26 protein-coding genes are annotated in these 26,302 nt (G+C 71.7%); 12 read left to right on the forward strand and 14 right to left on the reverse strand.

Annotated elements, in window-relative coordinates:
• Position 1: 1 nt before the first annotated feature.
• Complete coding sequence (locus MED15_RS21430) at positions 2–895, forward strand: transketolase family protein (protein ID WP_112698880.1); 894 nt, start codon at positions 2–4, stop codon at positions 893–895.
• Here the strand turns inward: MED15_RS21430 and MED15_RS21435 are convergent.
• A complete protein-coding gene (locus MED15_RS21435) occupies positions 881–1,588 on the reverse strand; it encodes a glycosyltransferase family 2 protein (protein WP_030487790.1) in 708 nt (235 codons plus the stop codon). The two genes, MED15_RS21430 and MED15_RS21435, sit on opposite strands and share 15 nt — an antisense overlap.
• 123 nt (positions 1,589–1,711) lie before the next feature.
• Here MED15_RS21435 and MED15_RS21440 point away from each other — a divergent pair, with 123 nt between their 5' ends.
• On the forward strand, positions 1,712–3,931 hold the full coding sequence (locus MED15_RS21440) for an ArnT family glycosyltransferase (RefSeq protein WP_167457701.1): 2,220 nt from the start codon (positions 1,712–1,714) through the stop codon (positions 3,929–3,931).
• 209 nt (positions 3,932–4,140) lie between these two features.
• A complete protein-coding gene (locus tag MED15_RS21445) occupies positions 4,141–5,742 on the forward strand; it encodes a ricin-type beta-trefoil lectin domain protein (protein WP_112601315.1) in 1,602 nt (533 codons plus the stop codon).
• Positions 5,743–5,781: 39 nt separating this feature from the next.
• Here MED15_RS21445 and MED15_RS21450 read toward each other — a convergent pair whose 3' ends face one another.
• From MED15_RS21450 to MED15_RS21475, 6 genes are all read right to left on the reverse strand, one after another.
• Entirely contained in the window at positions 5,782–6,381 is a 600-nt protein-coding gene (locus tag MED15_RS21450; RefSeq protein ID WP_112601314.1) for a hypothetical protein, read from the reverse strand.
• 56 nt (positions 6,382–6,437) lie between these two features.
• The gene (locus MED15_RS21455) at positions 6,438–7,904 is read right to left on the reverse strand and encodes a sensor histidine kinase (protein WP_112736788.1); all 1,467 of its coding nucleotides are present in this window, start codon (positions 7,902–7,904) and stop codon (positions 6,438–6,440) included.
• Complete coding sequence (locus tag MED15_RS21460; protein WP_112730307.1) at positions 7,897–8,589, reverse strand: response regulator transcription factor; 693 nt, start codon at positions 8,587–8,589, stop codon at positions 7,897–7,899. The genes MED15_RS21455 and MED15_RS21460 overlap by 8 nt, the downstream gene beginning before the upstream one ends.
• 87 nt (positions 8,590–8,676) lie before the next feature.
• Positions 8,677–9,183 (reverse strand): hypothetical protein, encoded by a 507-nt coding sequence (locus MED15_RS21465; RefSeq protein ID WP_112583835.1) that lies wholly within the window; start codon positions 9,181–9,183, stop codon positions 8,677–8,679.
• Between the two features lie 111 nt (positions 9,184–9,294).
• Positions 9,295–10,308: a phosphotransferase family protein gene (locus MED15_RS21470; RefSeq protein ID WP_112736790.1), complete on the reverse strand. Its 1,014-nt coding sequence runs from the start codon at positions 10,306–10,308 to the stop codon at positions 9,295–9,297.
• 56 nt (positions 10,309–10,364) lie between these two features.
• A complete protein-coding gene (locus MED15_RS21475; protein ID WP_112736791.1) occupies positions 10,365–11,537 on the reverse strand; it encodes a thiolase family protein in 1,173 nt (390 codons plus the stop codon).
• A 112-nt stretch (positions 11,538–11,649) separates the two neighbouring features.
• Between MED15_RS21475 and MED15_RS21480 the strand changes: the two genes are divergently transcribed.
• Entirely contained in the window at positions 11,650–12,078 is a 429-nt protein-coding gene (locus MED15_RS21480) for a PH domain-containing protein (protein WP_112736793.1), read from the forward strand.
• Here the strand turns inward: MED15_RS21480 and MED15_RS21485 are convergent.
• Positions 12,071–12,982, reverse strand: a complete 912-nt coding sequence (locus MED15_RS21485; RefSeq protein ID WP_112583839.1) for a rhomboid family intramembrane serine protease — start codon at positions 12,980–12,982, stop codon at positions 12,071–12,073. The two genes, MED15_RS21480 and MED15_RS21485, sit on opposite strands and share 8 nt — an antisense overlap.
• Before the next feature lie 94 nt (positions 12,983–13,076).
• Positions 13,077–13,607, reverse strand: coding sequence for a peptidylprolyl isomerase (locus MED15_RS21490; protein WP_091396894.1), 531 nt, complete (start codon positions 13,605–13,607; stop codon positions 13,077–13,079).
• An 84-nt stretch (positions 13,608–13,691) separates the two neighbouring features.
• Here MED15_RS21490 and MED15_RS21495 point away from each other — a divergent pair, with 84 nt between their 5' ends.
• Positions 13,692–14,471: a hypothetical protein gene (locus MED15_RS21495; protein ID WP_112583840.1), complete on the forward strand. Its 780-nt coding sequence runs from the start codon at positions 13,692–13,694 to the stop codon at positions 14,469–14,471.
• Between the two features lie 81 nt (positions 14,472–14,552).
• On the opposite strand, the gene corA is transcribed toward MED15_RS21495, so the two are convergent.
• The 4 genes from corA to MED15_RS21515 all read right to left on the reverse strand — a co-directional run bounded on the left by corA (position 14,553) and on the right by MED15_RS21515 (position 18,166).
• Complete coding sequence (corA, locus tag MED15_RS21500; protein WP_112583841.1) at positions 14,553–15,707, reverse strand: magnesium/cobalt transporter CorA; 1,155 nt, start codon at positions 15,705–15,707, stop codon at positions 14,553–14,555.
• Positions 15,708–16,030: 323 nt separating this feature from the next.
• Complete coding sequence (locus MED15_RS21505; RefSeq protein ID WP_112583842.1) at positions 16,031–17,125, reverse strand: aminotransferase-like domain-containing protein; 1,095 nt, start codon at positions 17,123–17,125, stop codon at positions 16,031–16,033.
• A gap of 106 nt (positions 17,126–17,231) precedes the next feature.
• The gene (locus MED15_RS21510) at positions 17,232–17,690 is read right to left on the reverse strand and encodes an ester cyclase (protein ID WP_112583998.1); all 459 of its coding nucleotides are present in this window, start codon (positions 17,688–17,690) and stop codon (positions 17,232–17,234) included.
• 83 nt (positions 17,691–17,773) lie between these two features.
• Positions 17,774–18,166, reverse strand: a complete 393-nt coding sequence (locus MED15_RS21515; RefSeq protein ID WP_091396882.1) for a CBS domain-containing protein — start codon at positions 18,164–18,166, stop codon at positions 17,774–17,776.
• Between the two features lie 109 nt (positions 18,167–18,275).
• On the opposite strand from MED15_RS21515, the gene MED15_RS21520 reads away from it, so the two are divergent.
• From MED15_RS21520 to MED15_RS21540, 5 genes are all read left to right on the forward strand, one after another.
• A complete protein-coding gene (locus MED15_RS21520) occupies positions 18,276–18,728 on the forward strand; it encodes an NUDIX domain-containing protein (RefSeq protein ID WP_181518408.1) in 453 nt (150 codons plus the stop codon).
• Complete coding sequence (locus tag MED15_RS21525; protein WP_112583844.1) at positions 18,725–19,492, forward strand: hypothetical protein; 768 nt, start codon at positions 18,725–18,727, stop codon at positions 19,490–19,492. Before MED15_RS21520 ends, MED15_RS21525 begins: the two co-directional genes overlap by 4 nt.
• Positions 19,493–19,570: 78 nt before the next feature.
• Positions 19,571–20,302, forward strand: coding sequence for a phosphocholine cytidylyltransferase family protein (locus tag MED15_RS21530; RefSeq protein ID WP_112583845.1), 732 nt, complete (start codon positions 19,571–19,573; stop codon positions 20,300–20,302).
• On the forward strand, positions 20,290–21,357 hold the full coding sequence (locus MED15_RS21535; RefSeq protein ID WP_112583846.1) for an iron-containing alcohol dehydrogenase family protein: 1,068 nt from the start codon (positions 20,290–20,292) through the stop codon (positions 21,355–21,357). Before MED15_RS21530 ends, MED15_RS21535 begins: the two co-directional genes overlap by 13 nt.
• The gene (locus MED15_RS21540) at positions 21,332–22,054 is read left to right on the forward strand and encodes a CDP-alcohol phosphatidyltransferase family protein (protein WP_112583847.1); all 723 of its coding nucleotides are present in this window, start codon (positions 21,332–21,334) and stop codon (positions 22,052–22,054) included. The genes MED15_RS21535 and MED15_RS21540 overlap by 26 nt, the downstream gene beginning before the upstream one ends.
• A gap of 164 nt (positions 22,055–22,218) precedes the next feature.
• On the opposite strand, the gene MED15_RS21545 is transcribed toward MED15_RS21540, so the two are convergent.
• Complete coding sequence (locus MED15_RS21545; protein ID WP_112583848.1) at positions 22,219–23,490, reverse strand: glycosyltransferase; 1,272 nt, start codon at positions 23,488–23,490, stop codon at positions 22,219–22,221.
• A gap of 80 nt (positions 23,491–23,570) precedes the next feature.
• Between MED15_RS21545 and MED15_RS21550 the strand changes: the two genes are divergently transcribed.
• Both MED15_RS21550 and MED15_RS21555 read left to right on the forward strand, forming a co-directional pair.
• Positions 23,571–24,431 (forward strand): Fpg/Nei family DNA glycosylase, encoded by an 861-nt coding sequence (locus tag MED15_RS21550; protein ID WP_112583849.1) that lies wholly within the window; start codon positions 23,571–23,573, stop codon positions 24,429–24,431.
• 264 nt (positions 24,432–24,695) lie between these two features.
• A complete protein-coding gene (locus tag MED15_RS21555) occupies positions 24,696–26,267 on the forward strand; it encodes a sugar transferase (RefSeq protein WP_167457705.1) in 1,572 nt (523 codons plus the stop codon).
• The last annotated feature ends 35 nt before the right edge of the window (positions 26,268–26,302 follow it).

Genomic DNA, 26,302 nt, shown 5'->3' on the forward strand with positions numbered 1-26,302 from the left:
CATGCGTACCGCCTTCATCGACACCGCCAACGCGCTCCTCGACGAGAATCCGCGTACCGCACTGGTGCTGGCCGACATCTCGGTGGCCCAGTTCGCCTCGGCCAGCCACCGCCACCCGGACCGGGTGCTCAACGTCGGGATCCGGGAGCAACTGATGATCGGGGTGGCCGGCGGGCTCGCCCTGACCGGGCTGCGTCCGATCGCACACTCGTACGCGACGTTCCTGGTGGACCGGGCGTACGAGCAGATCAAGTTGGATCTGGACCACCAGGGCGTGGGCGCCGTCCTGGTCAGCATCGGCGCGTCGTACGACGGGTCGGCTGAGGGCCGCACCCACCAGTCCCCCGGGGACGTGGCGCTCTTCGACTCCCTCGGTGACGGCTGGACGGTCCGGGTGCCCGGCCATCCGGACGAGGTGGCGCCGCTGTTGCGCAACGCCGCGACCAGCGACGATCCGATCTACCTGCGGCTCTCCGAGCAGCGCAACGCCGAGGCGTACCCGGACGCCACAGGGCTACGGGTGATCCGGCGAGGCCTGACGAATGCGCCCCTCGTGGTGGCGGTCGGACCGATGCTCGACCCCACAGTGGCGGCGACCGAGGGAATGGACGTGACTGTGGCGTACACCCACACGCCCCGGCCGCTCGACACGCCCGGGCTGCGGGCGCTCGCCAACACCGACGTGGTGCTGGTCGAGCCGTACCTGGCGGGAACGTCGAGCGCGCTCGTCAGCCGGGCCCTGGCGGACGTACCGCACCGGCTGCTCGCCCTCGGGGTGGGTCAGACCGACCTGCGACGGTACGGCGATCCGGCCGACCACGCCCGGTGGCATGGTCTGGACGCCGACGGCCTGCGGCGGTCGATCAGCGGGTTCCTGGGGTCAGTTGGCGGCTGAGACGGCGGGGCGGCGGCGAGCGCGCTCGCGCCCGAGGATCCAGATCGCCTCGACGCCGTCCTTCCAGGTGATCTTCTTGCCCTCTTCGCGGCCGCGCGCCCGGTAGCTGATCGGCACCTCGTACGGCCGGATCCGGCGACGCAGCAGCTTGCCGGTCACCTCGGCCTCCATGCCGAAGCCGCGCGAGCGCACCTCAAGCGACCGGTAGAGCGCCACCGGCATCAGCTTGAAGCAGGTCTCCAGGTCGCCGATGTACGAGTTGAACAGCACGTTGGCCGCCATCGTGACGCCCTTGTTGCCCATCACGTACCAGAAGCTGTAGGCGCTGTGGCTGCCGAAGGTGCGATTGCCGTAGACCACCGTGGCCCGACCGTCGAGCACCGGGTCGAGCAGCTTGGGGATGTCCTGCGGGTCGTACTCCAGATCGGCGTCGAGGATGACCATGTAGTCACCCTCGGCGCTGTCGACCGCCGTCTTGATGGCGGCACCCTTGCCGGCGTTGCGCTGGTGGGTGATGACCCGCAGGCGCGCGTCGTCGGCGCGACCGAGGACCTCGCCGGTGCCGTCGCGGCTGCCGTCGTCAACAACGACCAATTCGATCTCACAGGGATAGTCCACCGCCAATGCCTGCTTGAGGGCATCCGCGATGCGTTCTTCCTCGTTGTAGACCGGCATGAGGATCGAGAGCTTCACGGGGATCTCCACGGTGGCGGCAACACGTCGGCCATAGCCTAGCCTGGTTGGTTTGTTTACCGCGTACCGCTACCGCTGGGCAGTCGGCGCGGCGGCTTCAGATCAATGGTGTTTACTTCCGCCATGTCGGCTGCCGGCTCCCTGCTCGCGGCGGTTCCTGCCGCCGCGGTGCTCCTGCTCATCGTCGCGGCGATGCCACGCGAGGCTGGCGCGGTCGCACCGCTGCGGCTCGCCGTGGTGCGCGCCGTCCTGCTCACCGGGGCGTACGCGGTGCTCGTCGTCGAGGTGCTCGGCGCGTCGCACGCGCTGACCCGAGGCGCGTTCACCGTCGCCTGGCTGCTCTTCCTGGTCGCGGCGGCAGCGGCGACCGGTCTGCGCTGGCGACGGGCGACCCGCCTCGGGCAGCCGCCCGCCGCCGCACCGGTGCCGGTCAGCGCTGCGCCGGCAGTCAGCGCTGCATCGCGGCCGGTGCCGGTCGGCGCTGTGGTGTCCGGTGGCGGACCCGACGTGTCCACCCCGGCCGCCGAGCTCGGTGAGCCCACCTCCGCGCCGACCCGGGCTGGTCGAAGGTTCGCTGACCTTCGTGCCGTAGCGGTCGACGGGTGGCGTACGGCCCGACCGGGTGAGCGGCTCCTCGCCGGCACGGTCGGCGGGCTGGTCCTGGTGGAGCTGCTGGTCGCGCTGCTGGCCGAGCCGAACAACTTCGACTCGCAGACGTACCACCTGCCGAAGGTGGAGCACTGGGTGGCCCAGGGCGACCTGGACTTCTGGCCCACCGCCATCCACCGGCAGGTGACCATCCCGCCTGGAGCCGAGTACCTGCTGCTGCACCTGCGCCTGCTCACCGGCGGGGACCACCTGCACAACCTGGTGCAGTGGGCGGCCGGGGTGGTCTGTCTCCTGGTGGCTGCCCGGATCACCGCACAGCTCGGCGGCGGCAGGCGGGCCCAGTTGCTCACCGCGTTCGTGCTGGCGACCACGCCGATGGTGGTGCTCCAGGCCACCAGCACGCAGACCGACCTGATCTGCGCGGCGTGGGTGGCCTGCGCGGCGACAGTGGTGCTGGACGGGCTGAGTCGACGGACCGGCTGGGGCGCGCTGCTCGGGCTGGGCGCGGCCACCGGGCTGACCGCGGTGACCAAGACCAGCGGCCTGATCGCGGTCGGCCCGCTGCTGGTGCTCTGGGGACTGGCCCAGTTGAGGCTGGCCCGGAGCAGGAACGCCGCGTCGACCGACCCGGCAGCCGCGGGCGGTGGTCGGCGGTCCTGGCCGGTCGGTGGGCTGGCCCGCACGGTCGGCGGTTCGGTGCTGATCCTGGTGGTCGCTGCCGTGGTGGTCGGCCCTTTCCTGGCTCGGGTGACCGCCGAGTTCGGGCACCCGCTGGGGCCGCCCCGGCTGCGCGAATCCATTCCGATGGAGCGGCACGACCCGGCGTCGATAGTGGTCAACGCGCTGCGGATCGGGCACACCGCGTTCGACACGCCACTGGCGCCGCTGCGTCGGGCCGGGGCCGAGGTGATCATCAGCGGCGCCGAGGCGATCGGGGTCGACCCGCAGGACCGTGCGATCACCTTCGGGCGGGAACTGTTCCCGGAGCCGGCCTGGTATCCGGACGAGGACCGGGTCGCGTTTCCGCTGGCCGGGGCGTTGGCGGTGATCGGTGCGGTGATGGCGCTCGCCCGACCACGGCGGATCGCTCCCGAGCGGGCCGGGTCGCTGCGGGCGTACGCCGCGGTGGTGCTGACCGCCGTGCTGCTGCACACCGCGATGATCAAGTGGCAGCCGTGGGGGAACCGGCTGCTGCTCTACGCCGTGGTGCTCGCCGTGCCCCTCGCCGGCCTCTGGCTGGACGCTCTCCTGCGCAACCGCGCCGGTGGGCGTCGAACGGTTGCCACGGTGGCGGCCGTCACCGTGCTGGCCACCTCGGCGCTGGCCGGGGTACTCGCAGTGTCGTACGGCTTCCCGCGTCGGCTGGTCGGCGTCGGCTCGGTCTTCACCACCTCGGACTGGGACACCCGGTTCCTGCGCCGCCCCCAGTGGGCCGACGAGTTCCGCTGGGCGGCGACCGCGGTCCAGGACAGCGGTGCGCGGCGGATCGGGCTGGTGCAGCAGAACGACAACTGGGAGTACCCGTGGTGGCTGCTGCTGCGGCAGCCCGACGGCGGCTCACCGGACCTGGTGGCGTTGCAGTCGGTACTGCCGGAACGGCCGCCGGCCAACCCCTCCTCGGTCGACGCGATCGTCTGCACCGGCAACAAGGCGGCCTGCGCCAAACTCGTCCCGGCCGGCTGGCGGCTGGAGTTCCGCGGCTACGTGGGCTACGCCCTGCCGCCAGGCCGCTGAACCAGAAGCCGGCCGCACCGCCGCCGGACAGCTGAACCAGAAGCCGACCCGCGCTGCCGTGGCGCTGGCGCGCGGGCCCGGATAGTCCGATCCGGGCGGTTCCGCATCCGGCGCGCAAGGACCTGAAGCGCATTCACATCTATGGATCCGCACGTTACCGTCTGGTAACTCAATCGACGTCCCGCGATTGAGCCGAAAGGAGTGCGTCGATGCCTGCAATCCCCGCCAGGCCCGAACGCGCGACCCGACGACGGGCCATCACCGTCGCCGTCGCCGTCGCCGCTCTCGTCCTACCGATGCTCGCCGGACCGGCCACCCCCGCCACCGCCGCCGACAGACCGACCGTCCAACCACTCCCCGCCAACCTCGAAGCCATCCGGGCCGCCGAGGCGACCGCCCTCTACGGCAGCCCGGCGATCCGCCCGATCGAACAACGGCGTACCGCGTTGATCACCATGGGTGACAGCGAGATATCCGGTGAGGGGGTCGGCAACTACGTCCCCGGCACCCACCAGGACGGCAACTGGTGCGACCGCTCGTACGACCAGGCGGTCTTCCGCACCGGCATCACGTCGGACGCGCAGTACAACATCGCCTGCTCCGGTGCCACCCCGTGGAACCTGATCGCCGGCGGCCCGACCCAGCACAACGAGCTGAACCAGGGCGACTACCTGGGCATCAAGGCGCGCAACACGCACGTGAAGCTGATCTGGGTGGTGGTCGGCGCGAACGGTGACGGCACCATCCAGTTCGGTCCGGTCGCCACCGACTGCGCCGTCCGCCGCGTCTTCTTCCAGGGTGCCTGCTACCCCACCTACACCGACCAGTGGACGATCCGCACCGACGGCAGTCGGCAGGCCGTGGAGTCGGCGCTGACCGACATCCGGCAGACCATGACCAACGCCGGCTACCTGCGGTCGGACTACGAGCTGGTGCTGATGTCGTACCCGAGCCCCGGCAGCCCCGACGTGGAGGACAACCCCAACTTCCCCGGCTGGTACTCCGGCGGTTGTCTGCTCTACCTGGCCGACGCGGCGTTCGCCCGGAACAAGGCGGTGCCGATGTTCGAGTCGGCGCTGCGCTCGGCCGCGGCGAACACCGGCACCCGCTACCTGGATGCCAGCCGGCTCTTCCACGGGCACGAGGTGTGCACCGACAACACCTCGGTCCGCGGCCTCTTCATCGAGGTCGGCATCTGGAACGAGAACGCCGCCCGACAGTCGTTCCACCCGAACGCCCGCGGGCACGGCATGTTCGCCCAGTGCATCACCCAGTTCTGGAACTCCGGGCAGACGCGGGCCAGCTGCGTCGACCCGGCCAGCACCGGCGGTGGCGTGCTCTACCCGGGGCTGCTGGAGTTCAAGCAACTGCGCAACGTGGCCACCGGCACCTGTGTCGACGGCAAGGGGTACGACTCCCGCAACGGCACCGCGCAGCAGCCGTACTCCTGCCACGGCGGGCGTAACCAGGGCTTCTGGTACGACTCGGCCCGACGGTCGCTGCACTCGGAGCTGTCCCACGACCGTTGCCTGGACGTCGCCAACAGCTCGATGACCGCCGGCACCGCTGTCAACATCTACGACTGCAACGGCACCGGAGCGCAGCAGTTCGTCTTCGTGGGTAACCAGATCAGGCCGGCGAGCGCCAACAACCTCTGCGTGGCGTTCGACAACCCGCTGCTGGGCAGCTCTCGCCTGCGGTTGGCGAACTGCTCCAGCAGCACCCGGCAGCAGTGGTCGTTCGAGGCCCGTACCGCCGCCAACCCGGTCGGCTACGGTCACGACGACTTCATCGGCTCCCGCGTCTACTGACGAGGGCAGGGGCCCTGGCGTCGACCAGGGCCCCTGCGCTCACTTGGCGCGGGGAATGAGGACGAGCCGGGCCACGCCCTTGTCGCCGTCCTTCGCGCCGGCGACGCCGAGCGTCGCGCCGACAGTGACGTCGCTCGGCTGCACTGTGGCCCGCCGCTCGACCACCCGCAGGTCGTCGCCGAAGGTCCAGGTCATGGTGAAGCCGTCGGTGGACTTGACGGTCATCGAGTCGCCGTCGATCGCTGTCACCTCGCCGCGCTGCACGGCGACGGTCTGCGTACCGCCGTCCTTCGTCTTCACCACCGCCTCACCGTGCAGGGTGTTCTTGCGCAGCAGCACGCGGGCCTGGCGGCGCTTGCGCCACTCCTCACCGCGCTTGTCCCGGGCCTTCTCCTTGGCGCTGGGGGACGCACCCGGCGTCGGCGTGGCCGGTGCGGCGACGGTCCGCACGTCCAGGTCGTCGGCGTCGAAGCCCATCGCGGCCAGCGCCTGACCCTCGACTCCCATGGCGGCGGCGACCTCGACGGCGACATCCCGGGCGGGCTGGCTGGCCACCTCGGCTGCGCCGCAGCCGCTGACGCCGAGCGCGACCGCCGCGAGCAGTGCGGTAGTGCCGGTGGCGATACCCCAACGTGGCATGACTCTCCCTCTCGTCCGTGGAGCCCTCAGCCTTCCCGGGAACGACGAGCGGAGCGTCAGGCCGATGTTCGGGTCAGGTAAGGATCGCCGGGCAGCCGGACGGTGAAGGCGGCGCCGCCCTCCGGCGCGTGCCCCGCGGCGATCTCCCCGCCCAACCGGCGGACCAGCCCGGCGGCCAGCGCCAACCCCAGTCCGCTGCCCACCTTGCGCACCCCCCGGTAACGCTCGTGCAGCGCACCGCGTTCGAAGGCCACCGCTAGGTCGTCGTCGGTGAAGCCGGGCCCGCCGTCGCGAACCTCCAACACGCCGCCGTGCGCCGGGTCCGCACCGGCCGGCCGGACCGCGAGCACCACCGGCGACCCCGGGGGTACGACCCGCAGCGCGTTCTCCAGCAGCCCGTCCAGCACCTGCCGGATCCTCCCCGGATCGGTGTACGCGGGCACCGGCTGGCCGGGCGTCTCCACCCGGAAGGGCACGCCCACCGCCGCGCACCGCCCGGACCAGGTCGGCTCCGCGTCCACTGCCAGTTGGGTCAGGTCCACCAGCACCGGTTCCAGGGGAAAGTCGGCGGCCTCCAGCCGGGCCAGTGCCAACAGGTCGCCGATCAGCCGGTCCAGGTGTTGAGCCTCGGCCAGCATCGTCCGACCGGTGTCCACCGTGTCGTCGGCACCGAGCACCCCGTCGGCGAGCGCCTCGGCGTACCCCCGGATCGCGGTCAGCGGGGTGCGCAGCTCGTGCGAGACGGAGAGCAGGAACTCCCGCTGTCGGCCCTCGCTGGTGGCCAGCGCGGCAGCCAGACCGTTCAACGCCTCGGCCAGGTCGGCGACCTCGTCCGGCGGCTCGACCGGCACCCGGACGGCGCGGTCACCCGCGCGCAGCCGGGCGGCGGCGGTGGCCGCGACCCGGATCGGCCGGGCCAGCCGACGGGCCAGCAGCAGCCCGGCCACCACACCGGCGGTCAACCCGGCCAGCAGCGGCAACCACAGACTGAGCAGCACCCGGGCCCACAGCCCGTCGGCCAGCGGACGGGAGAGCACCACCCCGTTGCCGCCGGGCAGGGCCCGACCCTCGACCAGAGCCCGCTCACCGTTGACCGAGCGGCGGGCCGACACGTTGCGGCCCTGCCCGATCCGCTGCACCACCCGGGGCGGCAGACCCGCCCGGTCGACCGCCCCACGGCGGACCAGGTACGCGTCGATGCCCTGGTCGCGCAGTTGCCGGATGAGCCGTTCCTCGTCGGCGCTGCGACCCCGGTCGAGCCGGGTCCGCAGCACCTCGGCGGCGAGTCGGGCCTGGGCGGCGAGCGCCTCCTGCTCGCTCCGCTCCGCGCCATGGATCGCCAACGGCACCGCGACGATGGCGGTGACCAGCACCGACACCAGCGCCACAGCGCAGGTGACGAGCACCGCGCGGGCGGTCAGCGTACGGCCGAGTCGGCCTCGTCGGGGTGCGGTGGGTGGGGCGGCGCCCACCACCGGCAGGGCCATGGTCGGCGACTCGACGTGCCCAGGGTGGTCAGGCATCGACCGCGTACCCCACGCCGCGATGGGTCCGGATCACACTCGCCGGGCCGAGCTTCGCCCGCACCTGGGCGACGTGCACGTCCACCGTCCGGGTGCCGGCGTGCGCCGCGTAGCCCCAGACACCGGCCAGCAACTCCTCCCGCGTGAAGACCCGGCCGGGCCGGGCCATCAAATGGGCCAGCAGGTCGAACTCGGTGGAGGTGAGCTGCACCGGAGAGCCGGCGGCGGTGACAGTACGGCGGGCCGGGTCGAGCGTCACCGGGCCGACGACACGCTGCCGGTCCGCGCCCTCCGGGCCGCCGGCGGATCGGCGCAGCACCGCGCGGACCCGGGCAACCAGCTCCCGAGGGCTGAACGGCTTGGTGACGTAGTCGTCGGCGCCCAACTCCAGACCGACGATCCGGTCCACCTCGTCGTCGCGGGCGGTGAGGAAGATGACCGGGGTCCAGTCGCCGGCCTCGCGCAGCCGGCGGCAGATCTCGGTGCCGGGCAGGCCCGGCAGCGCGATGTCCAGGACGCAGGCCACCGGGCGCAACCGGCGTGCCGCGCTCAGCCCGGCCTCGCCGTCACGTTCCAGGTGGACGCCGAACCCGTCCCGGGTCAGGTAGAGCCGGACCAGGTCGGCGATGGCCGGCTCGTCCTCCACGACGAGGACGAGCCCGCGATGCGGTGGTTCGACGGTCACCGGCCCATGATTGCCGACTGCGCAGGCTCGGCGCGATCGGTGTGTGTTCGAGTTCGGTAAAGCCGGGCGACGCCCGGCGGAGTCAGCTCACCAGGACGGAGCGAACATCCCGGGCCGGGCGGCGGCCGGTGCGTCACCGATGCTGGCGACGACCCGCGCGCCGGCCGGCCGTAGGCGGGTCCGGAACGCCTGGTTGAGCAACGCGTCGAGCTGCCAGACCTGCTTCGGGTGACTGGTCCGGATCAGGAACCGCTCACGGATCCCGTCGATCGCGGTGGCCGCCATCTCCACCGACTGCAGCCGCGGGTCCGGGCTCCAGGTGACGTTGCTCAGCTCGCGCAACTCGGTGTTGAGGTGCAGTCGCAGTCGGTGCAGGAGCCGGGTCTGCTGGGTCACCACCAGGCGGCGGTGCGTGAGTAGCAACAGGTAGTCGCCGGTGACCGGGCGGTCGGGGCGGCTGCAACGGGTGACCAGGATGGTGGCGTCACCGGAGCCGACACAGCGCCGGAAGACCGGCATGTGCCGGCTCACCGTCTGCACGGCCAGGCCAGCCTCAGCGGCGGCCGGGAGGAACGTTCGGGAGAAGACGTCCATGACCTGCCCAACGACGCCCCCACCAGGGTGACGTGGGTCACGCGGGATTTTTGGAAGTTCCACGCCGCCTGTCGCACTGCCTGTCCGACTTCCGACTCGGACGGATCATGGTCAGGAGTTCGGCTGAAGTGGACTGGCGGCGAACAGCTCCTCCAGCCAGCCCGGGACCGCGTCGGCGTACTCGGCGCGGGACTCCTCGGGGGTGTCCAGTGCCCGACGCCAGGAGAGCGACCGGCTCACCGGCCCCAGGCCGATCGCGAGGTCGGCGGCCTCCACGAGGGTTCGCCGGTCGTACCGGTCGGTCCACACCTCCAGGTACGCGTCACGCAACCGCACCAGCTGGGCGTCGTCGGCAGCGAGCTTCCCGGCGTGCCCGATGGAGCGCAGCGTCACCAGCAGCGTGCCGAACGGGTGCGCCACCGAGGCGTCGCCCCAGTCGAAGTACCGGTACCCGGCCGCGCCGGCGAAGACGTTGCCGTCGTGCAGGTCGTCGTGTTGCACGGTCGCCGGAATGCCGAAATCGGCGAGCCGGCGACACCGCTGCGCGTACGCCGGCAGCTCGGCCCGCAACCGCTCGTGCACCTCCGGACTGAGCCCGCCCTCGGCACCGACCAGCAGCGCCTCGTGATCGTCGAGCAGCTCGGCGAAGAGACCGGCCAGCACCTCCGGACGCTGATCCGGCACGCCCAGGGCGACCAGCTCGTCGGCGCGCGACGCGCTCGCCAGTTGCAGTGCCGCGTACCCGGGCAGCGCCCGCTCCCAGTGCGCCAGGTCGGGGTCGCGCGCCAGCACGTCGCGCAACGACTCGCCGCCGTCGGGCAGCAGCGACCAGCCCTGCGCCGGGTCCACCGCGATCGGCGTCAGCACCCGGTCGGGCGTCAACTCGGCGAGCGCCGCGATCAGGACGGCCTCGTGCACAGTGCCCGGGTTGTTGGCCTTGAACCAGACCGGACCGTCGTCGGTGGGCACCCGCCACACCAGCGACCAGGGCCGCAGCCTCGGCTCCACCAGCCCGGTCACCCGTCGGCCGGTTTGGCTCAGCTGCGCGTCGACCCAGGATCGGGCCCGCACCTGCCACTGCTCGCTGGACCAGTCGGGGGCGCGCTCACCGGCGATCGTCGTCACGCTGGGCACCTTAGGCGGCCGTTCCGCGTCGAGGCGAGGCGTTTTCCCGCCCCGCGTCAGACCAGCTCGACGATGGTGGCGTTGGCCATGCCGCCGCCCTCGCACATGGTCTGGAGCCCGTAGCGGATGCCGTTGTCCCGCATGTGCTGGAGCATGGTGGTCATGATCCGGGCACCGGAGCCGCCGAGCGGGTGGCCGAGGGCGATCGCCCCGCCGCGCGGGTTGAGCCGCTCCGGGTCCGCCTCGGTCTCCGCCAGCCAGGCCAGCGGCACCGGGGCGAACGCCTCGTTCACCTCGTACACCCCGATCTCCTCGATGCCCAGCCCCGCGCGGCGCAGCGCCTTCGCGGTGGCCGGGATGGGCGCGGTGAGCATGGTGACCGGGTCGTCGGCGGCGACCACGGCGGTGTGGATCCGGGCCAGCGGGCGCAGACCGTGTCGGCTGGCCCAGTCGGAGGTGGTCACCGCGAGGGCCGCGGCGCCGTCGGAGATCTGGGACGCGGAACCGGCGGTCACCACGCCGTCGGCGCGGAACGGGGTGGTCAGCTCACCCAGCTTCTCCAGGGAGGTCTCCCGGCGGATGCCCTCGTCGGCGGCGAACTTGCCACCGTCGGCGAGCGGCACCGGGGTCAGCTCCGGGTCGAACGCGCCAGCGTCCTGCGCGGCGGCCGCCTTCTCGTGACTGGCCAGCGCGAACTCGTCCAGTTGGGTACGCGAGAGGCGCCACCGTTGGGCGATCAGCTCGGCCCCGACCCCCTGGTTGAACGGCAGCGGCGCGTCGTCGGCGAAGCCCTCGACGCCCCGGTAACGGGCGCGTAGCTGGTCACTGAACGGCATGCCGCCGGCCACACTGGAGCCCATCGGCACCCGGGTCATCGACTCGACGCCGCCGGCGACCACCAGGTCGGCCTGACCGGAGAGCACCGTCGCTGCGGCGAAGTGCAGAGCCTGCTGGCTGGAGCCGCACTGCCGATCCAGTGTGGTGCCGGGCACCGTCTCGGGCCAGCCGGCGGCGAGCACGCCGTTGCGGGCGATGTTCCACGACTGCTCGCCGACCTGGGACACGCAGCCCCAGAAGACATCGTCGACCTGGGCCGGGTCGAGCCCGGTGCGCTCGGCGAGGGCGCGCAGCACGTGCGCCGAGAGGTCGACCGGGTGGACGCTGGCGAGGCTGCCCTTGCGCCGCCCGACCGGGGTACGTACCGCGCCGACGATGACCGCGTCACTCATGTTTACTCCCCGGTAACTTGGGCTGCCCCGATCCTACGTCGTCCATCGACCGGTCGTCCGGCCACACCCGCACGAGGTGCCGGAGTCCGACTGCCGCTGGCATGCTGGGCGGGTGAATGAGACCTCCCCGGCACAGCAGTGGCGGGTGCCGTCGAGCCTGCCGGCGGCGAAACTGGCCGGCGCCGTCCTGCTCGTCGCGCTCGGGCTGCTCTTCGCCGACGGCGACCCGGTCCGCCTGGCGGTGGCCGTCCTGGCCGCCGCCGCGCTGGCCGGCTGGGCGGTGCGTGACCTGGTCGCGCCGGTCCGACTGTCGGTGGACCCGGCCGGGCTCACCGTCATCCACGGCTTCGCCGGCCGGCGACTGCTGCCCTGGTCGGCGGTCGAGGCGATCGCCGTCGACCGGCGGCCCCGGCTGGGGCTGACCAGCGAAACCCTGGAGATCGACGCGGGCAACTCGCTGCACCTGTTCGGCCGGTACGACCTGGGGGCCACCCCGGAAGAGGTGGCCGCCGCGTTGCGGGCCGCCCGCCCGGTCAGGTGAGCAGCGCGGCGGTCCGGAAGAGCACCAGCGCGAGCAGGATCAGCAGGATCAGCGCCCCACCGGTGACCTGCACCAGCGTGCGACGACTCCGCGGCGCGTACGCGAGCACCAACGCCATCAGCGCGCCGACCACGAGCCCGCCCAGGTGCCCGGGGATCGAGATGCCCGGCACGGCGAGCGTGAACACCAGGTTGATCACCAGGATCGGGATGATCCGGGAAATGTCCCGGCCCAACCTGCGCTCGATGATGATCAGTGCGGCGAAGAGACCGAACACGGCGGTCGACGCGCCGACGGTGGCCGCCCGCGGGCTGCTGAACAGGTAGGCGGCCACGTTGCCGCCGAGGCCCGCGATCAGGTAGAGCGCGGCGAACCGCACCCGCCCGAGGTTGGCTTCCAGCGATCGGCCGAGCACCCACAGCGCCCACATGTTGAGCAGCAGGTGGAGCACGCCGTAGTGCAGGAACATTGCCGTGACCAGCCGGTACCACTGGCCCTCGGCGATCCCGCCGAGCGTGTAGTCGGAGAGGTAGGCCCGGCCGAGCACCGCACCCCACTCGGTCAGCGGCGTGCTGCCACCCATCAGGCCGCCGAAGCCGGAGCCGCCCACCGCCGCGTCCCCGCCCCGGGCGGAGGCGATGGAGGCGAGCAGGAACAGCACGTTCACGGCGATCAGCGCCTTGGTGACATAGCCGTGCCGGCCGGCCGTACCGCCGCCGAAGGCGGTACGCGCCGGCCGGACACTGCGACGTCCCTCGTTGACGCACTCCGGGCACTGGTGCCCGACGGAGGCGTCCCGCATGCAGTCCGGGCAGATCGGCCGGTCACAGCGGGTGCACCGGACGTAGGTCTCCCGGCCGGGGTGCCGGTAGCAGACCGGGGTGGTCGGCGGAGACTCGCTCACCGGGCCGACCCTCCGTCCGCCACCGCACGGTCCACCGGCACCGGCTGTGCTCCGGAGCGCTCAATCATGCGAGCAAAGGTACCTCGCCAGTCGTTCAGGAAGCGGACCGCTCGATCTCGACCCGCTCGATGACGACGTCCTGGAGCGGACGGTCGCTCGGACCGGTCGGGGTGTTCGCGATCGAATCCACGATCTTCACCGACTCCTCGTCGGCGACCTGGCCGAAGATGGTGTGCCGGTTGTTGAGGTGCGGCGTCGGGGACACGGTGATGAAGAACTGCGAACCGTTGGTGCCCGGTCCGGCGTTCGCCATCGCCAGCAGGTACGGACGGTCGAACCGCAGCTCCGGGTGGAACTCGTCGGCGAACTTGTAGCCCGGTCCGCCCCGGCCGGTGCCGGTCGGGTCGCCCATCTGGACCATGAAACCGCTGATCACCCGGTGCGAGATGGTGCCGTCGTAGTACGGCCCACTGCCCGGCTGACCGGTGCGCGGGTCGGTGTACTCACGGTTTCCCTCGGCCAGGTCGACGAAGTTGCGGACGGTCTTCGGCGCGTGGTTGGGGAAGAGCTCCAGCCGGATCGGGCCAGCGTTGGTGTGCAGGGTGGCGTAGACAGCCTCGGCCACGGGTACTCCTCACTCGTTGGTCAGTTCCATGCGGATCCTCCCATGTGCCCGATCTGGCATCGCGGAGGCATCCGAAGGTGGAGGATGACGAAGGAACAACTCCCAGGAGGTAGGACCGTGTTTGGATTCGGGCGGCGTAAGTCCCAGGGGCAGCTGGCCAAGGCCGAGCTGAACCAGAGCATCAGCCACCTGATGCTGGCAGCCAATCACGCCGCGAAGGGCGCCGGCGCGACCGTCGGCCCGCGGGTCCAGGTGGCCCGGGGCTACGTCGCACCGACGGCCGCGAAGGTACGCGACCGCGCGTCCACCGGCTGGGGGACGACTCTCACCACGCTGGCACCGCTGGCGGCGGCTGCTCGTGACGGCGCCGCGCAGGCAGGGCCGCTGACCAGGAAGGCCAAGTCGAAGACCATGCGGATCACCGGTAAGAAGAAGCAGCCGCGTCGTCGCGGCTCGATGATGACCGGCCTGTTGGCGGCGGGTGCCATCGCCGGCCTGGCCGGCGCGGTCGCCCTGCGTCGCCGCCGGGAGCAGCAGGAGTGGGCCGAGTACGACCCGACCCGCAGCACCCTGGAGCCGATGCGCGACGAGGTCGACTCGATCGAGGTGCGTACGCCGTCCGCCGCCCGGGGGTCCGACGGGTCCGCCATGTCCGGCGCGGCGGGGATGACCGGCGCGGGCAGCTCGGCGGTGGCCGGCGGCTCCAGTGCCAGCACCACCGCCCCGGCCAAGCAGACCGGTGTCCGCCCGACCGACAAGGTCCCGTCGGTCGCCGAGGGCGCCACCGATGTCTCCGGTCGGCCGACCGACGACCTCACCAAGGCGCTGGGCAAGGACACGGCCCGCACCAACGGCCGCCGCTGAGATCAACAGCAGCGCATCGGGCGCCGGCGAGTGGGTCCACCCACTCGCCGGCGCTTCCGCGTGAGCGGCGCTACCGAAGGGTCAGAGCCAGCCGTTGCGGCGGAACCAGCGGTAGAGGGCCAGTGAGACGCCGAGCATGAGGGCCAGGGCCACCGGATAGCCGTACGTCATCTTCAGCTCGGGCATGTTCTCGAAGTTCATGCCCTCGACGCCGGCGATGGAGGTCCAGACCGCGGCGATGGCCGCCCACGCGGCAATCTTGCGCATGTCGTTGTTCTGGTCGACGGTGACCTGGGCCAGCCGCGCCTGGAGGATCGAGTTCAGCAGGTCGTCGTAGGAGTTCACCTGCTCCACGGTGCGGCTCAGGTGGTCCTGCACGTCCCGGAAGTACTTGCGGATCTCCTTGGGCACGTCCCGGTTGACCTGGGAGGTCAGCGTCATCAGCGGCCGTTGCAACGGCACCACCGCCCGCTTGAACTCCACCAGCTCCCGCTTCATCTGATAGATCCGCTGGATCCGCCCGTGGCCGTGCCGGTCGAAGACCTCCGCCTCCAGCACGTCCAGGTCGTCCTCGATCTGCTCGGCCACCTCCAGATAGAGGTCGACCACCCGGTCGGTCACGCCGTACGCCACCGCCCACGGGCCGTGCAGCAGCAACTCCTGCTTGGTCTCCAGGTCGGCGCGGATCGGGGCGAGCCGGCAGGCATCGCCGTGCCGGACGCTGATCACGAAGTTCGGGCCGATGAAGAGCATCACCTGCCCGGTCTCCACCACCTCGGAGTTCTCGGTCAGCTCGGTGTGCTCGCAGTAGCGGGCGGTGCGCAGCACCAGGAAGACGACGTCGCCGAACCGCTCCAGCTTGGGGCGCTGCTCGGCCTTGACCGCGTCCTCGACCGCAAGTTCGTGCAGGCCGTAGGTCTCCGCGATGGCGGTCATCTCGGCCAGCTCGGGCTCGTGCAGACCGATCCAGACGAACCCGTGCTCCTCGCGGCGGGCAGCGGCCAACGCCTCCGCGTAGGTCCAGTCGCCGGGCTGCCGCCTGCCGTCGACGTAGAGCGCGCAGTCGACCACCGCGCTACGGCCGGTGCCCGTGCCCGCCGGCGCCGGAACGGGCGGCGAGCCGTCGGCGTTGAGGATCCGGGTCATCGCCCGGACCGGGGAGGGCCACGCCCGAGGTCGCAGCACCCGACCGGTGGTCGACGGTGCCGTCCGGTCCCGCTCTGTCCGATCCGTCATCGCGTCACCTCCCGCGCTCAGCTGCGGCTTGCAGGCTACGCCGATCGCGGTAGAGGACCGGTGTGACGGCGGTCGCGTGGGGGGCGGCGCCGGGCGGGCCGGGCCGCATCGGGGGGTGTGCGGGGGACGACACGGCCCACCCGGCACCTGTGGGGGCGGGAGGTTGTGCTGCCGCGTCAACCCGGCAGGGCCGGCCCGGAGGCCGGGCGGTGAACTCCGCAGCTGGCGGGGTGACGCTCGCAGCATTGTGGGCCAGCCGGCCGCCCGGAGGGGAGCCCCGGGACGGCCGGCATCGTCGTTCTGTCAGGAACCCGACAGTTAATTCAGCTGCGGACGGCCTCGACGGCCGAGGCGAGCCGCCGGACACCCTCGTCGATCCGGTCGGCGGTCACCGCCGAGAAGGCCAGTCGGAGAGCGTGCCGCCCGCCGTCCAGCACGAAGTCACTGCCCTTGACCACGGCGACCCCGCGCTCGGCCGCCGCCGGGGCGAGCCGGTCGACCAGCACGTCCTCCGGGAACTCCACCCAGAGGAAGTAGCCGCCGTCGGGCTCCACGAACCGCGCCTGCGGCAGGTGCCGGCGCAACGAATCGGCGAGCACCTGGGCCCGCTCGCCGAGCGCCGCCCGGACCGTCTCGATCGAGCGGTCGATGTCACCGGAGACGCAGAACTGGTGCACGATCGCCTGGGACACCATCCCGGGCGAGATGTAGAGGCTCGTCGCGTTCTTCGCGATGGAGGCGATCAGGTCGGCCGGGCCGACCAGGTAACCGACCCGCACACCCGGGCAGACCGTCTTGGTGAAGCTCGACGCGTGCACCACCACGTTGCGGGTGTCCAGCGAGAGCATCGACGGCAGCGCCTCGCCACGGAAGCGGACGTCCGCGTACGGGTCGTCCTCGAAGATCGTGAACTCGTACTCGGCGGCCAGGTCGAGCAGCTCCCGGCGCTTCTCCAGGGACAGCGTCATGCCGGCCGGGTTCTGGTAGTTCGGGATGACGTGCGCGAGCCGGGGGCGGACCCCGGACTCCAGCAGCTTGCGCAGCTCGGCAGTGTCCAGGCCATCCGGCTGGACGGCGATGCCGTGCAGCTCACTGCCCATCCGCTGGAGGTTGAGCAGCGTCCGGTCGTACGTCGGGCGCTCCACCACCACCGCGTCGCCGGGGCGGACCAGGTGGTCGAAGAGGAACGCGTCGGCCTGAAGCGACCCGTTGGTGACCAGCACCTGGTCGGCCTCGACCCCGTGCTTCTCGGCGATCCACTTTCGCAGCGGTAGGTACCCGACGGAGGTGCCGTACGCCGTCACCCCTGCGGGGTCGGCGTCGAAGGCGCGGACGGCGGCGGCCTTGAGCCCCTCGACATCGACGATGTCCAGCGAGGGAGCCCCACGGGCAAAGGAGATCAACTGCTCGGCGGTCATGGATGTTGAGCGTACGGGCGGCGGCGGGGGACGCGCGGTCGGCACGGCGATGTCCGCATCCTGAGCCACCGGGTCGGGTGACCCCACTCCACCGGACGGCGGCAGATCAGACCGGAAGGGCGAGCGCGTCGTGCTGCGCGGCCCGGGAAAGTCCCTCCAGCTGCACGCCGAGCGCGTCGAGGAGCTGACTCCAGTCGAAGTAGGAGCGCCAGGCGGTGATCCGTCCCTTGCGGGCCCGGACCACGTCGGCCACCTCCCAGCTCACCAGCCGGCCGGTGGGCGCGACGGTGCCGTACGGCGAGTGCAGTGTGCCGGTGTGGGTGCCGGTCAGTCGCAGCTCGACCGCGGCGCCACCGCCGGTGCGGACCGCGCCCATCGGGTCGACCCGCAGGTCCGGAAAGGCGCCGGTCCAGGTGCGCAGCAGCGCGGGCAACTCGATCGGCCGGACCGTCACGCCCGGCATGGCGTAGAACGCCTCCGGGGCGTAGAGATCCGGCAGCCGGGCCACGTCCCGACGCAGGAGCATGTCGTACTGCTGCTCGACCAGCCGCTCCGCGTCGCGCATCGGGACCTCCCCCACGGGCCACGGCATCTCCGCGCCCGCAAGGGATGTCTACCCATCGATCCGGCCCCGCACACCACCCCCGGTCAGGTCGTGGCGACCGCCTGGCTCTCCGACCAGACCCGCATGATGTCCCGCACGGAGATCACGCCGGCCACCTCCTGGCCGTCCAGCACCACCAGGTGCCGGAATCCGCCCCGGGCCATCGCGGCGGCGGCCTCGGCCACCGTCCACTCCGGCCCCGCGTAAACCACGTCCCAGGTCAGGTGGGCGCCGGTGCGTTCCACGTCGCAGTCCAGGCCGGCGCCGATGGCCTTCAACACGTCACGTTCGGTCATGATCCCCACACCCTCGGAATCCGGGTCGATCACGACCGCCGACCCGACACCGCGGGCCGACATCATCCGGGCCGCCTGGCGGAGCGTGTGCTCCGGACCGACGACGAGGACCTGGCTGGACATCGCATCCCGTACCTGCATCACACATCACCCCTTTGGGACGGTGGCATTCGGTACGGACATGGTGGTCGGTGGATGTTTCCGGGACAAGAGCGGCATCGCACAAGCTGCGGACGCTGGCTACTGTCGGATGGTGTCCACCGAGCCCCTGCGCTGCGCCGGCGCGCTGATCGTCGACCATGACGGCCGCATCTTCTTTCAGCGCCGCTCACCACACCGACGCCTGTTTCCCAACTGTTGGGACATCGTCGGCGGTCACGTGGAGCCGGGCGAGGACATCGACGAGGCACTGCGTCGGGAGATCACCGAGGAGACCGGCTGGGTCCTCTCCCACGTCCTGGGCCAGGTGGGCGAGTACAGCTACGTCGGCGACGACGGCCTGGCCCGGACCGAGTACGACTTCCTGGTCCGCGTCGACGGTGACCTCGACCGCCCGATGCTGGAGGCCGGCAAGCACACCGAGTACCGCTGGCTGGCCGAGCACGAGGTGACAGTGCTCGACGAGCACCGCGACGTCAACGACGGGCTGATCCGGCGGATCGCGGAGGAGGGCTTCGCCGTCCTGCGGTCGATCGGTCTGTGAACACCGTCGAACTGGCGCCCCACCGGATCGCCGGGCTGCTCGCGCCGGCCGTGGACCGGACCTTCCGCGCCGGCATCCTGGCCGGCCGGGACGGTGGTGGCGCCGAGTTGTCCCAGCGCTACGGCGGAATCACGGCGACCGGTTTCCTGGTCGACCTGCGCACCCGGCTGGCCGCACCCGGTGGCACTGTCGACGGGCCCGGTTTCGCAGCGATCACCCGCTACCAGGACCCGGTCGCCTGCCGGCGGACCGTGGACAAGCAGGTGGCCCACGGGATGATCTACCGCGGCCCGGACGGCGCCCTGTCCGCCACCGAGCGGGGCGCCGCCTTCCTCGCCGAGCTGTACCAGGTGCACGCCGAGGTCACCGAGGAGTTGTGGGCCGGCCACGAAGATCGGGTGGTCCGGCTGGTGGCCATGCTCGGCCGACTGCTGTCGTACGCCCTGGTGCTGGCCGACGAGGAGCCGGACCGGGTCGCCTCGGCCTTCGCCGCGCTGGCACCCCCGTACGAGCCGGACGGCACCCCGTCGGGCGTGCTGCTGCTCAACCGGCTCAGCACGCTGCGACACCACAGGGCCGACGCGCACGCCGCCGCCTGGACCGCCGCCGGGCACAGCGCGTCGAGCATCGCCGCCCTGCCGGCCGGCCCCGAGCGACTCGCCATCGAACTGGAGACCGACCGGCGAGCCGCCGCCCCGTACGCCGCGCTCAGCGCGGAGGAGCGCCTGACCATGCTCGCCGACCTGGCGGCATTGCCCGGCTGACCCGGTTGGCCGGAGCGGCACACCCGGCCGGCGCTATCCTCCAGCGGTGACGGGAGCAGGACTAGGGAGGATGTCGCGATGATCGGAATGGTGCTCGCGGCCGGAGCGGGACGACGGCTGCGCCCGTACACCGACACCCTGCCCAAGGCGTTGGTGCCGGTGGACGGCGAGACGACGATCCTGGACATCGCGCTGGGCAACCTCGCCGAGGTCGGGCTCACCGACATCGTGATCGTCGTCGGCTACGCGGCGGACGCGGTCCGCGAGCGGCAGGCCGACCTGGAGAAGCGGTACGGGGTCACGCTCACCCTGGTGCACAACGACAAGGCCGAGGAGTGGAACAACGCCTACTCGCTCTGGCTCGCCCGGGAGTACTTCGCGCGCGGGGTGCTGCTTGTCAACGGGGACACCGTGCACCCGGTGAGCATCGAGAAGACCCTGCTGGCCGAGCGCGGCCCGGGGATCCTGCTGGCCGTGGACACCCTCAAGCCGCTGGCCGAGGAGGAGATGAAGACCACCTTCGACGCCGCCGGCCAGCTCACCCGGATCACCAAGATCATGGACCCGGGCGAGGCGTACGGGGAGTACATCGGCGCGACGCTGATCGAGCCGCAGGTCGCCGACGCCCTCGCCGACGCGCTGGAGGCGACCTGGCGACGGGACCCGAACCTCTACTACGAGGACGGCTACCAGGAGTTCTCCGACCGGGGCGGGGAGGTGCGGGCGGCGCCGATCGGTGACGTCCCGTGGGTCGAGGTCGACAACCACGCCGACCTCGCCCGCGCGCGGGAGATCGCGTGCCGCTACTAGCCCGGAGCGTCCTCACCCCGCTGCACATCGACGTGCGACGGGGGGCGGTCGCCGACCTGGGCGCGATCCTGGCCGACGGGCGGATCTCCTCCGGGGGCGACGTCGCGGTGGTGGTCGGCCCGGGTCAGGGTGCCCAGATCGCGGAGCTGATCCGACCGTCACTGCGCTCGGCGGACGTGTTCACCGTCTCCGGCGGGACGCTGGACGCCGCCGACGACCTGGGCGGCAAACTCCGCGCCCGGTCGTACGACGCGGTGGTCGGCATCGGTGGCGGCAAGACCATAGACGTGGCCAAGTACGCGGCGACCCGCCGAGGGCTGCCGATGGTGTCGGTGGCGACCAGCCTCGCCAACGACGGGATCGCCTCCCCGGTGGCCAGCCTGATCACCGACGGGATCAAGGGCTCCTACGGCGTCCACATCCCGATCGGGGTGATCGTCGACCTGGACTTCGTGGAGAGCGGCCCGGACCGGCACAACCGGGCCGGCATCGGCGACGTGATCAGCAACATCAGCGCGCTGGCCGACTGGGAGCTGTCCCGACAGGTACGCGGCGAGCCTGTCGACGGGCTGGCCGCCTCGCTCTCGCGGGCGGGCGCCGAAGCGGTGCTCAACCACCCCGGCGACATGAGCGACGACGCCTTCGTGATCGTCCTCGCCGAGGCGTTGATCTCCAGCGGTCTGGCGATGGCTGTCGACGGCACCAGCCGTCCGTGCAGCGGCGGCTGCCACGAGATCATGCACGCGGTCGACTCGCTCTTTCCGGGGACCGCCTCGCACGGCGAGCTGGCCGGGCTGGGTGCGCTGTTCTGCACCTGGCTGCGCGGCGACCTCCGCCGCTTCGGGGAGATGTCGGCCTGCCTCGCCCGGCACGGTCTGCCCCGGCTCCCCGCCGAGGTGGCGCTCACCGACGACCAGTTCATCGAGGCGGTGCAGTTCGCGCCGCGTACCCGGCCGGACCGGTACACCATCCTCGAACACCTGACACTGTCGCCTACCGAGACCCGGGAGCGGCTGGCAGACTACGCCGGTGCAATCCGCGACCAGCTTGGCTGACCCCCGTCCCACCGTCGCCGACTTCCACCGGGTGAACCGGGGCGGCGGCCTGTTCAGCGAGTCGATCAGCCAGTGGCTGGGGGCCGTGTTCGCGCTCGTCGCCCAGCGGCTCGGGCTGCGACCGACCGCGTTGACCATCACCAACCTGGTGCTCGGCCTGGCCACCTCGGTCACCGTGGTGGCGCTCGCCGGCCCGGTCGCCGCCGGGGACGTACCGGCCTGGGTGGTCGGCCTGCTCGCCCTGGTCGGCTGGCAGGTGGCGTACTCCCTGGACTGCGCGGACGGGCAACTGGCCCGGGTGACCGGCCAGGGCAGCGCGGCCGGCGCGCGTGTCGACGTGCTCTGCGACGTGGCCGCGCAGATCGCCCTGGTGGCAGCCCTGGCCGCCACCGCCCTGGCGCAGGAGCCGGGCACGCCGACCTGGCTCGTGGCGACCTTCGCCGGCACCTGGATGGTCAACCTGGTGACGTCGGTGATGCAGGCCGGCCCGAACGCGGCCAGCATGGTCACCTCGACCTCGCTGCCGGTGCGCCTGGTGAAACTGGTCCGCGACTACGGCGCCGTGGTCTTCGTGGCCGCCGTGGTGCTCGCCGTGGCCCCCGCGCTGGTCCTCTGGGTGATGGTCGCCTTCACGATCGTCAACGGCGGCTTCCTGCTGGCGAGCATCGCCTTCTCGGCCCGCGCCTCCCTGCGCTGACCAGCCCCTCACCCGCGCGCCACCCGTCCGCAAGATCCACGCGGGAGGGCCATGATCGCGCTCGATCCAGGATGTAGTGGCCTCGGAGCAGCCGGATGGGACTACTTCCTGGATCGAGCGCGATCATGCACGGCGCAAGGCGGGACGGGGTGGGGCGGGGTGAGTCAGACGTGGTTGGGGGTCCGGGCCAGGCCCGCGTAGATGTCGATGAGCTGCTTGGTGACCACGTCGGGGTGGAAGATGCGCTCGTAGCGGGCGCGGGCGGCCACTGTCAGCCCGGGCGCTCCGGCGCGGGCGACCGGCAGGGCGGCCGCGAGCGCGGCCGGCTCCGGAGCGACCACCCAACCGGCCTCGCCCAGACCGATCCCCGCCGGCATGGCTGGCCCGCCGCCGCCCCCGGCGACCGTGGAGGCGATCTCGGCGGGCCCGGTGCCGGCGGGTTCGTGCGGGGCGTCGGCCCCGAGCAGGTACGGAATGCCACCCAACGCCGTACCGAGCACCGGACGGCCGCTCGACAACGCCTCGATGATCACGGTGGGCAGCACGTCGTGCCACATCGCGGCGACGATCACCACAGCGCTCGCCTCGACTGCGGCCCGCACGCCGGCCCGGTCGAGCTGACCGAGGTAGACCACGTCGGGTCGCTCGGCGGCGGCTGCCTCCACGAGTGGGCGCAGCTCACCGTCACCGGCGATCCGCAGCGTGCCCAGCGCACCCACCGGGTGCCGGCGCCAGGCGTCCAGCAGCAGGTCGACGCCCTTCTCCGGGGAGAGCCGGGCCATGTAGAGGAACCCGTCACCCAGCGGCACCGGCCGACCCGGGTCGGGTACGGAGTTCGGCTTCACCACGACGCGTTCGTCCGGAATGCCGTACTCGCGGAGGTGATCGGCGATCGCCGAGGTGAGCGCGATGTACCGATCCACCGAGCGCCAGGTGCCCCGGTGCACGGCCAGGGTGGTCGCCATCAGCGCGCTCTGCACCGCCGAGTCGCGGTAGCAGCGGTGCTTGATCGCCGGCACACCCAACGCCCGACCCTTGCAGTCCTGACAGATCACGCCGTCGCGGAAGTAGATCCCCGACGAGCAGACCTGCCGGTAGTTGTGCACCGTCTGCACCACCGGCACACCGTGCCGGTGCGCGGTCCGCACCACCCAGGGCGAGATCAGGGGGTACGGGTTGTGCAGGTGCAGAACGTCCGGTCGGTGCTCGGTGAGCAGCCGGCTCAGGTCGTGCTGGGCGCGCGGCGCCCAGATCGGCGAGATCGGCAGCAGCGCCTTCGCCGCCTTCGACATCGACGGGATCTCGTCCGAACTGCGAATGAAGGGCAGCACCTCGACGCCAGCGGCGGTGAGCTGAGCGATCTCCGAGTCGACGATCGTGTTCTCACCGGAAGGCTGGGCTTCCCGGTACCGGTTGTGTGCCACCACGATTCTCACGGAGCTTGCCTTTCGTTCGCGATTGCGGGACTCGCAAGCTCATTCCTCACGCTCACGGGAAAGAAGGCTACCGTTGTGTCGTGCCCGAACTACCGGAGGTTGAGGCGCTCGCGGGTTACCTGCGTCAGCGCGCGGTGGGGCGGCGCGTCGATCGGCTGGAGATCGCCGCGATCAGCGCCCTGAAGACGTACGAGCCGGCGCCGACCGAGGTCGCCGGCCGGGCGGTGGTCGACGCCAGCCGGCACGGCAAGTTCCTCGACGTCCTCTTCGAGGGCGGCCTGCACCTGGTGGTGCATCTGGCGCGAGCGGGCTGGCTGCACTACCGGGAGGCGTTCCCCGCCACCACCCCGTTACGTCCGGGCAAGGGCCCGATCGCGGTGCGGGTACGCCTGGACGACGGTTCCGGCTTCGACCTCACCGAGGCCGGCACCCAGAAGAAGCTGGCCGCCTATCTGGTCACCGACCTCGCGACGGTCCCCGGGGTGGCCAAGCTGGGCCCGGACGCGCTCGCCGCGGATCTGCCCACCTTCGCCGAGCGGCTGCGGAGCAGGCGGGGGCAGGTCAAGGGGGTGCTGACCGACCAGTCGGTGCTGTCCGGGGTGGGCAACGCGTACTCCGACGAGATCCTGCATGCCGCGAAGCTGTCCCCGTTCGCGATCACCGACCGGCTCACCGACGCCCAGATCGCCACCCTGCACGCCGCCACCCGACAGGTCCTCGGCGACGCGGTCGAGCGGTCCCTCGGCCAGCGGGCCGCGGAACTGAAGGGTGAGAAGCGCTCCGGGCTGAAGGTGCACGCGCGCGCCGGGCTGCCCTGCCCGGTCTGCGGTGACACCGTGCGCGAGGTGTCGTTCGCCGACTCAAGCCTCCAGTACTGCCCCACCTGCCAGACCGGCGGCAAGCCGCTCGCTGACCGTCGGTTGTCTCGCCTCGTACGGTGAGTAATTGCACTTCGGGGCTACGGAGCGGAATCGCCCTCCCTGAGCGGAAGCTCCGGTCCGCCCTTCTCGCCACGCGCGCATCCATCGGTATAGTGGCCCGGTCCCCGGCTTCTGAAATGGTGCGGAGCCGGCCAGATCCCGCCAGCACCGTCGGTCGCCAATCTCCTTTGGGGCGACGATCGGTCGGAGGCCGCGTGGGAGACTGGGACGGTGGGCGACCCGGGCCTTCACGCCGAGTGAGCGGCCCGTGTCATGCGGGAGGACATGGGTGAGGTGACGGCAAGCCTCCAGCGCCCGGTAACCAACGAAGGCCGGAGCAGACTCGTGCGGCACGTCGACAGCTTCGAGATCCAGCCGCCGACGCCGCCGTCCCACAACGGCGTACCTCGGTCGGCTTGGACGAGGGCGCGACGCCGTGTCTCCCGCTGGCACCGCCCCTACATCGCGATCCTGCTGCTGCTCGACTTCGGCGCGGCGGCGTTCGCCAGCTGGATCGCGATCCAGCTCTTCGACCAGGCCGCCTCCGGGTTCTCCGGCACCCAGCAGGACCCGACGTGGTTCCACACTGTCTCCTACCTGCTGCTTCCGCTCGGCTGGGTGATCATCCTCTGGAGCAACAGGGCGTACGACCGGCGCTATCTGGGGCTTGGCCCGGACGAGTTCAAGCGGGTGATCCGCGCCTCGGTGACAGTTGCGGCGAGTGTCTCGTTCCTCGCCTTCTCCACCGTGACCCAGCTCTCCCGGTTCACAGTAGGCACGGCGCTGGTCGGTGCGACGCTGCTGATCCTCTGGGGTCGTTTTGTGGCCCGCTGGGCGTTGCACTACATCCGGCGGCGGGCCGGCCAGGCCGCGCACCGGATGGTGCTGGTCGGCACCCTGCCCGAGTGCCTGGAGGTCTACGCGGCGGTCACCCGCAGCCCGGCCGCCGGGCTGATGCCCGTCGCCATTCACATCACCGACGGGTACGCGGCTGCCCGGGGCATGCCGACCCCGGTTCCGGTGTACGCCGGACGCGACGTCCTGGCTCTGGTCCGTGAGGTCGGTGGGGACACGATCGCCGTCTGCGGGTCGGCCAGCGCGGAGCCGGGCGAGTTGCGCCGGCTGGCCTGGCAGCTGGAGGGCTCCGGCGTCGACCTGGTGGTCGCGCCGCAGCTCACCGACATCGCCGGCCCTCGCGTGCACATCCGGCCGATCGAGGGTCTGCCGCTGCTGCACGTCGAGGAGCCGACGCTCTCCGGGCCGGCGCTGCTGGCCAAGAACCTGATGGACCGGGTCGCCGCCGGTCTCGGCCTGCTGCTGCTGATCCCGCTCTTCCTGGCCATCGGCGTGGCGATCCGGATCTCCGACCCCGGGCCGGTCTTCTTCCGCCAGCCCCGGGTGGGGCACGAGGGGCGCACGTTCCGGGTGTGGAAGTTCCGAACCATGTACGTCAACGCCGAGGACCGGCTGGCCAGCCTGGTCGACCGCAACGAGACCGACGGCATGCTGTTCAAGATGAAGGAGGACCCTCGGGTCTTCCCGGTCGGTCGTTTCCTGCGGGCCACCTCGCTGGACGAGCTGCCGCAGCTGATCAACGTGCTCTGGGGCGAGATGTCGCTGGTCGGGCCCCGGCCGCTACCGGCCGACGACGGTGACTTCCTGGGTGACGTACGGCGCCGACTGCTGGTCCGCCCCGGCATGACCGGGCTGTGGCAGGTCTCCGGCCGCTCCGACCTGTCCTGGGACGAGTCGGTCCGACTGGACCTCTACTACGTCGACAACTGGTCGCTCGCGTACGACCTGAGCATCCTGTGGCGCACCGTCGGGGTGGTGCTCGCCCGCAAGGGCGCGTACTAGAGGGTTGGCGCGCCGGCTCGCAGGGGCGAGGATCG

The organism is Micromonospora noduli (assembly GCF_003264475.1).
Classification (GTDB): domain Bacteria; phylum Actinomycetota; class Actinomycetes; order Mycobacteriales; family Micromonosporaceae; genus Micromonospora; species Micromonospora noduli.